At 29.8% G+C, this 13,438-nt stretch carries 15 protein-coding genes and 1 other annotated feature; of the genes, 14 read left to right on the forward strand and 1 reads right to left on the reverse strand.

The features are described from left to right. Positions 1 to 167: 167 nt before the first annotated feature. Positions 168 to 407: a binding site (T-box leader), on the forward strand. Positions 408 to 532: 125 nt separating this feature from the next. The 7 genes from asnA (at position 533) to I4U58_RS03550 (ending at position 5,752) form a co-directional block, all read left to right on the forward strand. Then, the gene (asnA, locus tag I4U58_RS03520) at positions 533 to 1,537 is read left to right on the forward strand and encodes an aspartate--ammonia ligase (RefSeq protein ID WP_195929662.1); all 1,005 of its coding nucleotides are present in this window, start codon (positions 533 to 535) and stop codon (positions 1,535 to 1,537) included. Positions 1,538 to 1,894: 357 nt separating this feature from the next. Further along, complete coding sequence (locus I4U58_RS03525) at positions 1,895 to 2,284, forward strand: hypothetical protein (RefSeq protein WP_195929663.1); 390 nt, start codon at positions 1,895 to 1,897, stop codon at positions 2,282 to 2,284. Between the two features lie 2 nt (positions 2,285 to 2,286). Next, complete coding sequence (locus I4U58_RS03530; protein WP_195929664.1) at positions 2,287 to 2,457, forward strand: hypothetical protein; 171 nt, start codon at positions 2,287 to 2,289, stop codon at positions 2,455 to 2,457. Positions 2,458 to 2,546: 89 nt separating this feature from the next. After that, entirely contained in the window at positions 2,547 to 3,479 is a 933-nt protein-coding gene (locus I4U58_RS03535; protein ID WP_243269548.1) for an AEC family transporter, read from the forward strand. 319 nt (positions 3,480 to 3,798) lie between these two features. Continuing rightward, the gene (locus I4U58_RS03540) at positions 3,799 to 4,944 is read left to right on the forward strand and encodes a 1-propanol dehydrogenase PduQ (protein WP_195929665.1); all 1,146 of its coding nucleotides are present in this window, start codon (positions 3,799 to 3,801) and stop codon (positions 4,942 to 4,944) included. A 23-nt stretch (positions 4,945 to 4,967) separates the two neighbouring features. Beyond that, entirely contained in the window at positions 4,968 to 5,318 is a 351-nt protein-coding gene (locus tag I4U58_RS03545; protein ID WP_195929666.1) for a BMC domain-containing protein, read from the forward strand. A gap of 2 nt (positions 5,319 to 5,320) precedes the next feature. Further along, positions 5,321 to 5,752 carry a EutP/PduV family microcompartment system protein gene (locus I4U58_RS03550; RefSeq protein ID WP_195929667.1) on the forward strand — a complete coding sequence of 144 codons (432 nt, stop codon included), beginning with the start codon at positions 5,321 to 5,323 and terminating at the stop codon, positions 5,750 to 5,752. A 73-nt stretch (positions 5,753 to 5,825) separates the two neighbouring features. Here the strand turns inward: I4U58_RS03550 and I4U58_RS03555 are convergent, their stop codons facing one another. Beyond that, entirely contained in the window at positions 5,826 to 6,563 is a 738-nt protein-coding gene (locus tag I4U58_RS03555) for a hypothetical protein (RefSeq protein WP_195929668.1), read from the reverse strand. 344 nt (positions 6,564 to 6,907) lie between these two features. On the opposite strand from I4U58_RS03555, the gene I4U58_RS03560 reads away from it, so the two are divergent. The 7 genes from I4U58_RS03560 to I4U58_RS03590 all read left to right on the forward strand — a co-directional run bounded on the left by I4U58_RS03560 (position 6,908) and on the right by I4U58_RS03590 (position 13,426). Beyond that, the gene (locus tag I4U58_RS03560) at positions 6,908 to 8,152 is read left to right on the forward strand and encodes a PocR ligand-binding domain-containing protein (RefSeq protein ID WP_195929669.1); all 1,245 of its coding nucleotides are present in this window, start codon (positions 6,908 to 6,910) and stop codon (positions 8,150 to 8,152) included. Then, the gene (locus I4U58_RS03565) at positions 8,145 to 8,948 is read left to right on the forward strand and encodes a response regulator transcription factor (RefSeq protein WP_195929670.1); all 804 of its coding nucleotides are present in this window, start codon (positions 8,145 to 8,147) and stop codon (positions 8,946 to 8,948) included. The genes I4U58_RS03560 and I4U58_RS03565 overlap by 8 nt, the downstream gene beginning before the upstream one ends. Before the next feature lie 354 nt (positions 8,949 to 9,302). Then, the gene (gene pduA / locus I4U58_RS03570) at positions 9,303 to 9,584 is read left to right on the forward strand and encodes a propanediol utilization microcompartment protein PduA (protein ID WP_195929671.1); all 282 of its coding nucleotides are present in this window, start codon (positions 9,303 to 9,305) and stop codon (positions 9,582 to 9,584) included. Positions 9,585 to 9,611: 27 nt separating this feature from the next. Further along, a complete protein-coding gene (gene pduB / locus I4U58_RS03575) occupies positions 9,612 to 10,451 on the forward strand; it encodes a propanediol utilization microcompartment protein PduB (RefSeq protein ID WP_195929672.1) in 840 nt (279 codons plus the stop codon). A 58-nt stretch (positions 10,452 to 10,509) separates the two neighbouring features. Next, a complete protein-coding gene (locus tag I4U58_RS03580) occupies positions 10,510 to 12,171 on the forward strand; it encodes a propanediol/glycerol family dehydratase large subunit (RefSeq protein ID WP_195929673.1) in 1,662 nt (553 codons plus the stop codon). A 17-nt stretch (positions 12,172 to 12,188) separates the two neighbouring features. Continuing rightward, complete coding sequence (locus I4U58_RS03585) at positions 12,189 to 12,893, forward strand: propanediol/glycerol family dehydratase medium subunit (protein ID WP_195929674.1); 705 nt, start codon at positions 12,189 to 12,191, stop codon at positions 12,891 to 12,893. 14 nt (positions 12,894 to 12,907) lie between these two features. Next, entirely contained in the window at positions 12,908 to 13,426 is a 519-nt protein-coding gene (locus tag I4U58_RS03590) for a diol dehydratase small subunit (RefSeq protein ID WP_195929675.1), read from the forward strand. Positions 13,427 to 13,438: the final 12 nt, after the last annotated feature.

Below are 13,438 nucleotides of genomic sequence, written 5' to 3' on the forward strand. Positions count from 1 at the left end.
TTTGATATTTCTTGTAACAAAATGAAAGTAAATCTCATAAAATAAAAATACAAATAATACTATATATCAGTATAAAAATTATTAGAATGGTTAAAATATTAAAAATATTTATTGACAAGAAATATTTATTGGTGTAAATTATATATTATAAAAATTGGAAGAAAATTCAAAAGGCAATGAAGGGAAGAGTAATTATAAATACTGAGTGAGAGCGAGCTGGTTATGGTGTGAGTCCAGTACAAAGTTTATAATGAAGAACATCCCAGAGCTACTAACCGAAATCATATTGAGAGTAGACTTAGTCGGAACCAAACCGTTACAATTGGTGGCGTATAATAGTACGCTAAATGAGGTGAACATTAGTTAATTTAGGTGGTACCGCGGAAGTTAAGTCTTTCGTCCTATAGATAGGATGAAGGGCTTTTTTTAATTAAAAAAATAAGGCAGTGCCTTATGTTATCATCTGAAATATGATTTTGAAAACTACAATAAAAATATATTTAAAATTTAAAGGAAAAGGGAGTATAAGATTATGTGTTTAGTAATACCAAAAGAATATAAAAATAGTTTAGGTGTAATAGAAACTCAACAGGCAATAAAAGATTTAAAGGATTTCTTTGAAAACAGATTAAGTGAAATGTTAAAATTAACAAGGGTATCATCACCACTGTTTGTTTTACCAGAAACAGGTACAAATGACAACTTAAACGGTGTAGAGACACCAGTAAGTTTTGAAGTACCATATCTTCACAAAGATGCTGAAATAGTACATTCATTAGCTAAATGGAAGAGAATGGCGCTTAAAAAATATGGATTCCAAGTTGGTAGAGGTCTTTATACTGATATGAATGCTATCAGAAAAGACGAAGAGCTAGACAACTTACACTCATTATATGTAGACCAATGGGATTGGGAGCTTGTAATAGCTAAAGAAGACAGAACAATAGATACTTTAAAAGACGTAGTTAGATCATTATTCCAAGTATTTAAAGAAACGGAAGCACATGTTCATAAAATTTATCCAGAAGTAGGGTGTGAACTACCTGAAGAAATAACTTTTATAACTTCTCAAGAGTTATTAGATATGTATCCAGATTTAACACCAAAAGAAAGAGAAGATGCAATCGTTAAAGAAAAGAAAGCAGTATTTCTAATGCAAATAGGAAAGACTTTAAGCACAGGTGAAAAACACGATGGAAGAAGTCCAGACTATGACGATTGGGATTTAAACGGAGATATATTATTCTACAACTCAGTATTAGACCAAGCGATAGAACTTTCATCTATGGGAATTAGAGTTGATGAAGAAGCACTAGAAAGACAATTAGAAGCAGCAGGATGCGAAGATAGAAAAGAATTAGACTATCACAAAGCATTATTAGATGGAAAACTACCTTATACAATAGGTGGAGGAATTGGTCAATCTAGAATATGTATGTTCTTCTTAAACAAAGCACATATAGGTGAGGTTCAAGTTGGAATTTGGCCAGAAGATATGATTGAAGAATGTAGTGAAGCAGGAATAGAATTATTATAAAATTTAAATAGATTAAAAGGCTGTATAATCGGAGGATTTATACAGCCTTTTTTAATTATTTTAATTATAAGGAAGATAATTTCATTTATATAAGGAAATTATCTTCCTGTATATATTATTGTTAATTATAATTTATTCTTCTATATTTAAGTAAATTGATATATTTGAAAACTATTTATAAAGATATAACAAATAAGAAAGTTTATTATAAAATAATATATATTTATCGAAAAACGATAAAAATAAATTGACATACAATAAAACGAAGAGTATAATTAATTTAGTAATATATTACAATGCTCAAAGATTATAAAGATAATTAATATCAATTTTAAAATTTGATTAGGGGGTATAAAGATGTTAAAAAATAAATCATTGATTTTAGCAACTTTAGTTGTGATTATATTAGGATGTATTTCGATTTTTTATTTTAAAAAGCCAGTTTTAGTAGAAGATTCATACAATATAACTGTAGTTAACAATACAGGCGAAGATATAAAAAGTGTAGGCTATGAGTCTAAAAAATATTCTGGAGGTACGATTAAAGCTGATAACAGTATGATACACAATAAAGAAGAGATGTATTTAGATATAAAAGAATCAAAATTTAAGATATTAATTACCAATAAAGAAGATAAAACAATTTTGAGTCAAGAAATGAATATAGATTTAAACGATAAAAACTACAAGGTATACGTTGAAAAAAATAAAGAAAATGAATTGGTATTTTATATAGAGGAGATATAGATATGTCATTTACAATGATAATTTTAGCAATAGAGGGACTTCTTATTATAGCATCCCTTATAGGACTTTTAACCAAGGCAAAAAAACTTAGCTTAATATGTGGTATATTGGCGATATTGTTTGCATTACTTTGGTATTTAGTTGCAAGTGGTATTTTGACAAACTGTGGATAAAATAAAACAACTTAAGACTTATATTATTTTATATAAAAATATGTTATCATAAACTTGTTTTTGAAAATAATATAGGGAGGAATTGAGATTTGATTAGTTTATTGTTAATGGGGCAAATAGGACAGCTATTTCTTATGATACTTATGGGGTATATTTTAGTAAAGTCAGGCTTACTAAAATCAACAGACAGCAAAACAATATCCGTAATTGTGCTTTACTTAGTAATACCATGCACAATCATAAATTCATTTCAAGTAGATTACACTGTAGAAACTAGAAATGGGTTGATTTTGGCAGTTATAGCGGCGATATTTATTCATATAATATTTTTTGCGTTGACAAAATTATTAGGTAAAATATTTAAATTTAACTCAATAGAAAAGGCATCAATTATATATAGTAATGCTGGAAATTTAATTATACCAATCGTAGCGGGAATTTTGGGAGATAAGTGGGTACTATATTGCTGTGGATTTATGTCTGTTCAGCTTGTATTTTTATGGACACATTGTAAGATGATGATAAGCGAAGAAAAGGGGGCAGATTTAAGAAAAATAATAATAAATGTAAATACTATAGCTATACTAATTGGGCTAATTTTATTTATAACAGGAATAAAATTGCCGGGAATAACTAAAGATACAGTAGCAGCTGTTTCAAAATTAATAGCGCCACTTAGTATGATAGTTGCGGGGATGTTGATGGCTGGTGTAAAACTTAGAACAATTTTTACAACTAAGAGAATTTACTTAGTAGCTTTAATGAGGATGATAATTTACCCAGCAGTTGTATTAGTATTTTTCAAACTAACTAACTTAACAAGTTATGTTCCAGATGGTTATACAATACTACTGATAAGCTTTTTGGCGACTATGACACCGTCAGCATCTACAGTAACTCAAATGGCACAAGTTTACGACAATGATGCAGATTATGCGAACATGATAAACGTATTTACAGTGCTTGTTTGTATAGCTACTATGCCACTTATGGTTATGGCTTATGAAATTATATTAAAATAATAGATAACTTATTTAATTATAAAATACAGATAAGCTATGTTTATAACAAAAGTATAAATTACATAAATTTATACTATTATAATATTTTGCAAATAAACTATACTATTTTATGATAAATGGTGGAGTTGCTTGACTAAATTAAAATAAAATAATATATTTAAAAAAAGAAGATTTAAAGGCTCTATAGTTTTAAGCTATAGGGCCTTTATTTTAAGGATTAAATTTTTAGATTAAATTCTAATTAAAATATGAAATTGTTGGCTCAATTAAAAAAGTAAATTATAATAACCATATGAAGCAAAAAAGGGGGAGGGGTATTTTGAAAAGTTTCCAAATAAAGACGAAGATTAATTTTGGTAAAGGAGCACTTGAATCATTAGAACAATTAGCAGGGAAAAAAGTACTATTGATAACAGATCCATTTATGGTTAAGTCAGGTTTAGTTAACGAAGTAATTAAATACCTACAAAAGTCTGAATATACAGTTTTCTGTGATATAGTTCCAGACCCACCTATGGAAGTAGTTACAGCTGGAATAAAAGAGTTTGAAAGATTTATGCCAAATGTTGTTGTAGCATTGGGCGGTGGCTCGGCAATAGACACTTCAAAAGCAATAGTATACTTTGCTAAGAAAATATTGAATTTAGAAAATATAAAATTAGAAGATGTAAAACTTATAGTAATTCCAACGACAAGCGGAACAGGCTCAGAAGCGACATCATTTTCTGTTATAACCGATGCTCAAAAGGGAGTGAAATATCCTTTAGTATCTGATGAATTGTTGCCAGATGTTGCAATATTAGACCCTGAGCTTGTGAAAAGTGTGCCACCAAATGTCACAGCAGATACAGGAATGGATGTTTTAACTCATGCAATAGAGGCATATGTATCTACACAATCACACGATTGTTCAGATGCATTAGCAGAAAGAGCTATTAAATTAGTTTGTGAATACCTTCCAAAAGCATATGCAGATGGAGATGATATAAAAGCAAGAGAAAAAATGCACAACGCCTCTTGTTTAGCGGGGATAGCATTTGATAAAGTTTCTCTAGGAATAAACCACTCAATTGCCCACGCAATCGGGGCAAAATTCCACATATCACATGGTAGAGCAAATTCACTATTATTAGTCCATGTTATAGACTATAACTCACAAATAAAAGGATATAAAACAATAGAGTTTTCTGAAACTGCGAAAAAATATGCAGAAATATCTTCATTTTTAAAACTAAATATTTTTAATGAAAAGATAGCTGTAGATAGTTTGAAGGATGCTATTATAAAATTGCAAAAACAACTAAATATGCCTCTTACTTTGACAGAGTGTGGAATAGATGCAAAAGAAGTGGAATCTATGAAAGATGAAATAGCAGAGCTTGCTTTAAATGATAATTGCACAAAAACTAATCCAGTAAAACCGACAAAAGAAGATATAATCAAGATTTTAGAGAAAATAATATAAAGTCATATAGAAAGGAAAACAAAATGGAAGGGGAAACTAAACAAAGGATAATACAAGAATATGTTCCGGGAAAACAAGTAACACTTGCACATATTATTGCAAATCCAGATGAAGATATATACAAAAAGCTCGGTTTAGTAGTAGATAAAAGAGAGTCACTTGGTATTTTAACAATAACTCCAAGTGAGGCTGCAATAATAGCAGCAGATGTTGCGACAAAAGCATCAGATATATCATTAGGATTTATAGATAGATTTAGCGGTTCATTAGTAATATCAGGCGATGTAAGTTCAGTAGAATCTGCAATAAAAAATATATTAAAGGTTTTAGGTGATATGCTAGGGTTTTCATCTACAAAAATTACGAGGACTTAATCATGAAGAATATAATTTTTATGGGGAAGACTGGCTGTGGAAAGACTACATTATGCCAAAAACTAGATAAATTAGAATTAATATATAATAAAACGCAATCGATACAGTTATATACTGATTCAATCGATACTCCGGGAGAATACATAGAAAATAGGGGATTTTATAATGCACTTATAGTTGCAGCAAGTGATGCTAAAATAATAGGGGTAGTTTATGATGCAACACAAGAGAGAAATTACATAGCACCTGGATTTGCAAGTAGATTTCCAAAGGATGTAATCGGTATAATCACAAAAATCAATTTAGCAACAGAACAACAAATAGATTATGCATGTGAAATGTTGAATATGATAGGGGTAAATAAAATTTTTAAAGTAGATACAATCGACAATGTGGGAATAGATGAATTATTTAAATATCTAAGAAATGATTAAAATAAAAAAGGCTATCTAAAATATATTATTAATTTAGATAGCCTTTTTGTTGTATATTGAAGTTGTAAAAAGCTTATTTAGATCTTTTATATGCCCTTATATCGTTGGCATATTGTTCTGATTTTTTAGTCATGAAAGTTAGATAATCAGAACTCTTTTTTAATTTTATATTATTGTTGTGTATTTTTACAATATTATATCTATAAATATAATTTATAAAACTATTATTTTCTATTTTTCTAAGTTTTAATATATTTAATTTTTCATTTTCTAATTCTTCAATTTTAGATTTATAGTTTAAGTATTTCTCTCTATCTTCTTCAGATAAAGCCCTTAAAATCATAGTGTTTTGGTGTTCAAATGAAAAATTATCAGCTTTTTTTATAGCAATCCTAGTTCTTGTATAAGTAAACCTTACATATGCATACCAACGTAATCTCAATTTTAGATAATACTCTGTATCATTTGTTTCTCTAGTAGAGTAGTTTTTGGTAATGCTGAAGTCTTTTATAGTGAATTTATATTCAGATATAGAATTATATAAAAAACTGCTTATTATATAAGATAACTTATTGAACAGATTATTGCAAGTCTTATAAAATTTATAATCATATATATCGATATTTACTTTAGATAGTGAAATCTTAAATCTTATTTTATAATATAAAAATCGAAGTATAAAAAATAATACAATTAAACCGAATAATATTCTGAAATAAGTTGATAAATTGGAATCAAATAAGAAATAATGTCCTATATGATAAATACCAATTCCAAGTGATGCAAATATAACAATAAACAATTCACTCAAAATATATTCCCCCCTTTAGATGTGAAATTACAAAATATAAATCTATGTCAGCGTTATTCATATAAGAAAAACAAGGTTATAAATATAGTATCATAGAAGAATGATAAATTTATAATAAGCAAATATTTTGCAATAACTGAATAAAAAATTACACTTTATAAAAAATAGTTGCTTGTGAGTAATAAAAATTACTATTTCTATGATACTTATGATAAAATTTAACATATACAATAAATGGAAAACAAACTTTGATAGAATCTTATAATTATTTTAAATTTATTTTTAGCCTATTAATAGGAGGGCCAGATATTAACTATATGGTCTTTAAATAAGGGGGATTTTATATGGTTACAGATATTAAATTAGAAGAACTAATCGATATTAATATCCTACAAGAAATTCAGGATATATTTGCAAAATCAACAAATGTAGCTGCTGTAACAGTAGATTATGAGGGAAGACCCATTACCACTCCAAGTAATTTCACAAATTTTTGCACAGAAATTAGAAAAGATCCTAAGTGGAGAGATAAATGCTATAAATGTGATGCATATGGAGGGATACAATCATTAATTAATAGAAAACCACACATATATAAGTGCCATGCAGGTCTATATGATTTTTCTGTTCCACTTGTAATAAATAATAATTATATTGGGGCAATATTAGGTGGACAATCTAAGTTAATTGATGAAGATGAATGTGACGAAAAAACAGGGGCTTTTGGAAAGTTATCAAAATGGAGTGGTGAGAAATTAGAAAAATGCTACAATTCTATTGAAGAAAAAAAGTATGACGATTTAGAATCGGCAGCAGATCTAATTTACAGGATTTCTACATATATGTTAGAAAACAAATTTGTAAATATGATAAAAGAAGAATTAATGCAAAAAGAAACAAAATTGATAGAAGAAGAGAAAAAGAGAGTAGCTTTAGAAAAGACATTAAGGGAATTAAAATTAAAAACATTACAGTACCAAATAAATCCACACTTTATATTCAATGCGTTAAATACTATTCAAAACTTGGCATATATAGAGCAAGCGCCAAAAACATTAGATATTATACACAGTTTTTCAGATTTAATTAGATATAGTTTGAGAAATGAAAACGAAGGTATTACTTATTTATATGATGAGATAAATTATGCTGAGAGTTATATGAATATCCAAAAGGTAAGATTTGGAGAAAAAATAAATTATAGCATAGCCATAGATAAAAAATACCACGACCTCAAGTGTCCTTTTATGATACTACAACCAGTTTTAGATAACTTTATTAAATATGTAGTGGAGAAAAACATAAAAACATCAGAACTTAGAATAAAAGGATATGAGGATAGTAACAACTTTATAATAGAAGTAATTGACAATGGAGATGGTATTTCAGCAGAAAATATAAAGAGAATCATAGAAGATATTGATTATAAAAATAAAGATAAATCTACAAGTCTTTATAATATAAATCAAAGGCTGATAAGTTTATATGGACAAGAATATAAATTAGAGATGTATAGTGCTAATTTTAAAACAACAGGGCTTATCATAAATATAAAAATACCTATGGTTGAGGTGGAAAACAATGTATAAGATATTAATTGTAGAGGATGAATATTTGTCTGCTAATGTTTTAGAATTAATTATTTCAAAGGAATTTAAAGAAAAAGTAGAGATAATAAAAGTTGATAATGGTCTAACAGCTAAACATACAATAAATGAAAGAGAAATTGATTTAGCGATTATAGATATTAATATACCTATAATTAATGGGACAGAGCTTTGTAAATATATTAGAATAAAGAAAAATGATATGCCAATAGTAGTTATCACTGGTGATTGTAGTTATAATTTAGCAGAAACACTTTTTGAACTAGAAGTAAATGATTACTTTATAAAACCAGTCAGAGAAGAGATTATTATTAAGACAATAAATAAATATATGGATAAGGATAATCAAGAACTTCCAAAAGATAAAAATAGTTTTTTAGATTGTTTAGAAACAGATAGTGGGGAAGAAGTATACGACAAAGAATTAAACAATTTAAATGATTATACACAAGAGGCAATTCAATATGTCGAAAAAAATATTAAAAAGAATATAACATTAGAAGAAGTTGCAAAAAATATAAATATAACACCACACTACTTGAGCAAAATATTTAAAAAAGAAGTTGGAATAAACTTTGTGACATATGTTACAGATAGAAAGATAGACTTAGCTAAAGAGATGTTGGCTGATAAAAATATACCTATAGTAAATATATCTATATCACTAGCATTTAACCAACCTAATTATTTTAGCAAAGTATTTAAGAAAAAGGTAGGAGTAACACCTAGCGAGTATAGAGAGCAGTGCATAAAAAATAAAATGCATTTACGTATGTAGAAACAACTAAATAATGAATAGATAAGGCGGAGGAAAACCTTCGCCTTTGTTTGTATGATACTATTTTGTTATTACTATATAATATTTTGTTATCATTATGGCATAAAAGTGACAAATTATAGTTTGAAATTCAAAATTTTATTGTATCGTATACAATAAAAAAAGATAAATTAGATTTTACCTGTAAAAAGGTAATTTTTTTTTGCCAAAATATGCACTAATAGTTCAACTAATTCTCATATTAATTGAGATACACTTTTAATTAGGTAAATAAAAATAAAATTAAATAGCAACAAATTTATCAATTCTAAATAATATCTTATTTTGTATGAAATAGGAGGGAGGTTACTAGATATGCAAAGAGAAGCTCTAGGAATGATTGAAACTAAAGGATTAGTTGGTGCGATTGAGGCAGCAGATGCAATGGTCAAATCAGCAAACGTTTTTTTAGTTGGATATGAAAAAATAGGTTCTGGGTTAGTAACTGTAATGGTAAGAGGGGATGTCGGAGCTGTTAAAGCTTCAGTAGATGCAGGAGCAGTAGCTGCTCAAAAAGTTGGAGAAGTAGTATCTATACATGTAATCCCAAGACCACATACAGATGTTGAAAGAATATTACCAAAACAACAATTATAAACCTATAAATTTAAGGAGGAATAAAATATGAACGAAGATTTAATGCAAAAAATTATGGGTGAGGTTATGAAAAAAATGGCTGATGCCCCAGAAGTACAAAAACAAGAAGTACAAGAAGAAAAATGCGAATCTAAAGAAGAAGCTAAAGCTCCTTGCACAGCAAATTTTACAGGTTGCGGATTAACAGAATTTGTTGGAACAGCTATAGGTAGTACTATAGGTCTTGTAATAGCAAACTTAGATGCAGGTATACATGAAGCTTTAAAAATAGACCCTAAATATAGATCAATAGGTATAATTGGGGATAGAACAGGGGCAGGTCCTCAAATATTCGCTGCAGATGAAGCAGTAAAAGCTACAAATAGTGAAATAGTATTAATCGAACTTCCAAGAGATACAGAAGGTGGAGCAGGACATGGTTCTTTAATTATATTTGGAGCAGAAGATGTATCAGATGCAAGACGTGCTGTAGAAGTTACATTAAAAGAATTAGATAGAACTTTTGGTGATGTATATGGAACTTCTGCTGGTCATTTAGAATTCCAATATACTGCAAGAGCAAGTTATGCTTTAAATAAAGCATTCGGAGCTCCAATAGGAAAATCTTTTGGTATAACAGTTGGTGCACCAGCAGCAATAGGTGTTTTATTAGCAGATACTGCTGTCAAAGCGGCAAACGTAGATGTAGTAGGCGTATCTACTCCAGGTAATGGTGGAACAAGCTTTTCAAACGAAGTTATATTAACTTTCTCAGGAGATTCAGGAGCAGTTAGACAAGCGATAATAGCTGCAAGAGAAGTAGGTTTAAAAGTTCTTAAAACTTTAGATGGAACAGAACCAACATCAACTACAGTTCCATATATATAAATAGATATTAAGGATTGAGTTTAAATAGAATAACGATTAAAGAAGGAGAGTGAACGTTTTGAGATCTAAACGTTTTGAAGTATTAGAAAATAGACCAGTTAACCAAGACGGTTTCGTAAAAGAATGGCCAGAAGTTGGTTTAATAGCTATGGAAGGACCAAATGACCCAACTCCAAGTATAAAATTAGAAAACGGTTTAGTTGTAGAGTTAGATGGAAAAACAAGAAAAGACTTCGACATGCTAGATTACTTTATAGCAGACCACGGTATTAATCTAGAAAAAACTGAAGAAGTTATGGCTATGGATTCTCTAAAATTAGCTAGGATGTTGGTAGATATAAATGTTACAAGAGCTGACATAGTAGGTTTGACAACTGCTATGACTCCAGCAAAAATAACAGAAGTTGTATCTCAATTAAATGTATTAGAGATGATGATGGCTCTTACAAAAATGAGAGCTAGACAAAGACCATCAAATCAATGCCACGTTACAAATGTAAAAGACAATCCAATCCAAATAGCTGCAGATGCTGCCGAAGCTGCACTTAGAGGATTTGATGAACAAGAAACAACAGTTGGTATAGTTAGATATGCACCATTTAATGCACTTGCAATAATGATAGGTGCACAAGTTGGTAGACCAGGTATACTTACTCAATGCGCAGTTGAAGAAGCGACTGAACTTGAATTAGGTATGAAAGGTTTTACTGCATATGCTGAAACAGTTTCAGTATATGGAACAGAACCAGTTTTCATGGATGGTGATGATACTCCATGGTCTAAAGGTTTCTTAGCATCTTCTTATGCATCAAGAGGATTAAAAATGAGATTTACATCTGGTACAGGTTCAGAAGTACAAATGGGATATGCTGAAGGTAAATCAATGCTTTACTTAGAATCTAGATGCTTATATGTAACTAAAGGTTGCGGTGTTCAAGGTATCCAAAATGGTTCAGTAAGTTGTATAGGTGTGCCTGCTGGTGTTCCAAGTGGTATAAGAGCCGTATTAGCAGAAAACTTAATAGCTGCAATGCTTGATTTAGAGTGTGCATCTAGTAATGACCAAACATTCACTCACTCTGATTTAAGAAGAGTTGCTCGTTCATTAATGCAAATGGTACCAGGAACTGACTTTATATGTTCAGGATATAGTGCTACTCCAAACTATGATAATATGTTCGCTGGTTCTAACTGGGATGCAGAAGATTATGATGACTGGAATATAATCCAAAGAGATTTAAAAATAGATGGTGGTCTAAGACCGGTTAAAGAAGAAGATGTAGTAAGAGTTAGAAATAAAGCTGCTAGAGCTATACAAGGATTATTTAAAGAATTAGGATTAACAGAAATAACTGATGAAGAAGTAGAAGCAGCTACTTATGCACATGGTAGTAAAGATATGCCAGATAGAAATGTAGTTGAAGATTTAAAAGCTGCAGAAGATATGATGGCGAGAGGTACTACAGGAATAGATATAATAAAAGCTTTATATAAAGCAGGATTTGAAGATGTTGCAGATAGCGTATTCAAATTGAGTAAACAAAAAGTTGCTGGGGATTACTTACACACAGCAGCAATACTTGATAAAGACTTCAAAGTTCAAAGTGCTGTAAACTGCCCTAATACATACGCTGGACCAAAAACAGGATATCAAGTTGAAGGTGAAAGATGGGAAGAAATCAAAAACATCAACAACGCGAAGAGTCCAGAGGATTATTAAAAGAGAGGTGATAGATTATGGCAATAGATGAAAAAGTTTTAAGAAGTGTAATAGAAGAGGTTATAAAAGAAATAGCACAAGAAGGGATAACACAAGAAGCTGCTCCTGCTAAAGAAGAAGTTAAAGCAGAAGCTCCAGCACCAGTAGCTAGCCCAGTGCCAGAAGAAGAAGTAAGTAAATTATTTATAACTGAAGTTGGGGACTTTGTTCCAGACCACAGACCAGACGAAGTTGTTATTGGGTTAGCTCCAGCATTTGGCGTACATCAAACTAAAACTATAATAGGAATAGATCACGCCAAAGTATTAAAAGAAATAATAGCAGGTATAGAAGAAGAAGGTCTAAATTATAGATTTGTAAAAGTATACAGAACTTCAGACGTTTCTTTTATAGCTCATGATGCAGCTGAAATGAGTGGTTCAGGAATAGGAATAGGAATACAATCTAAAGGGACTACAGTAATACATCAAAAAGATTTACCACCACTTAGTAACGTAGAATTATTCTCTCAAGCTCCATTAATAGATTTACCAACATATAGAGCTATAGGTAAAAATGCAGCTAAATATGCTAAAAGCGAATCACCAACACCAGTTCCAGTAAGAAATGACCAAATGGCTAGACCAAAATATCAAGCAATAGCAGCATTATTACATATAAAAGAAACTCAATATGCAGATAGAAATAAAAAACCTCAAGAATTAAAAGTTGAGTTTAAATAATAGGGAGGTTCAAAATGAGTCAAAATGATGTATTAATAAAACAAATTGTTGAAGAAGTATTAAAAAATTTAGGACAAACTCAAGCACCACAAGCTCAGTGCACTCCTAAGAAAGAATGTTGTAAAGTTACAGCAGAAAACTACCCATTAGGTGAAAAAATGAGCGAAAAAATAAAAGCTCAATCAGGTATGGCATTAGACGATTTAACTTTAGATAAAGTTATAAACGGTGAAATAAAATCTGAAGATATAAGAATAGCTCCAGAAACACTAGAAATGCAAGCTCAAGTTGCAGAATCTGTAGGAAGAGATGCCTTTGCATCAAACCTTAGAAGAGCTGCTGAACTTATTGCAGTTCCAGATAAAAGAATACTTGAAATATACAATGCTTTAAGACCTTATAGATCTACAAAAGCTGAATTATATCAAATAGCTGATGAATTAGAAAATCAATACAATTGTAAAATAAACGCAGCATTTGTTAGAGAAGCAGCAGATGTTTACGCATTAAGAGGAAGATTAAGAGCTGAGTAATTAATGTTTATG

This window comes from Clostridium sp. 1001270J_160509_D11, assembly GCF_015667935.1.
In the GTDB taxonomy this organism is placed as follows: domain Bacteria; phylum Bacillota; class Clostridia; order Peptostreptococcales; family Peptostreptococcaceae; genus Intestinibacter.

Excerpts from the sequence above, each read along its gene's own strand:
- asnA (WP_195929662.1), top strand. The coding sequence starts at position 533 with ATGTGTTTAGTAATACCAAAAGAATATAAAAATAGTTTAGGTGTAATA.
- I4U58_RS03525 (WP_195929663.1), top strand. The coding sequence starts at position 1,895 with ATGTTAAAAAATAAATCATTGATTTTAGCAACTTTAGTTGTGATTATA.
- I4U58_RS03530 (WP_195929664.1), top strand. The coding sequence starts at position 2,287 with ATGTCATTTACAATGATAATTTTAGCAATAGAGGGACTTCTTATTATA.
- I4U58_RS03545 (WP_195929666.1), top strand. The coding sequence starts at position 4,968 with ATGGAAGGGGAAACTAAACAAAGGATAATACAAGAATATGTTCCGGGA.
- I4U58_RS03550 (WP_195929667.1), top strand. The coding sequence starts at position 5,321 with ATGAAGAATATAATTTTTATGGGGAAGACTGGCTGTGGAAAGACTACA.
- I4U58_RS03560 (WP_195929669.1), top strand. The coding sequence starts at position 6,908 with ATGGTTACAGATATTAAATTAGAAGAACTAATCGATATTAATATCCTA.
- I4U58_RS03565 (WP_195929670.1), top strand. The coding sequence starts at position 8,145 with ATGTATAAGATATTAATTGTAGAGGATGAATATTTGTCTGCTAATGTT.
- pduA (WP_195929671.1), top strand. The coding sequence starts at position 9,303 with ATGCAAAGAGAAGCTCTAGGAATGATTGAAACTAAAGGATTAGTTGGT.
- pduB (WP_195929672.1), top strand. The coding sequence starts at position 9,612 with ATGAACGAAGATTTAATGCAAAAAATTATGGGTGAGGTTATGAAAAAA.
- I4U58_RS03585 (WP_195929674.1), top strand. The coding sequence starts at position 12,189 with ATGGCAATAGATGAAAAAGTTTTAAGAAGTGTAATAGAAGAGGTTATA.
- I4U58_RS03590 (WP_195929675.1), top strand. The coding sequence starts at position 12,908 with ATGAGTCAAAATGATGTATTAATAAAACAAATTGTTGAAGAAGTATTA.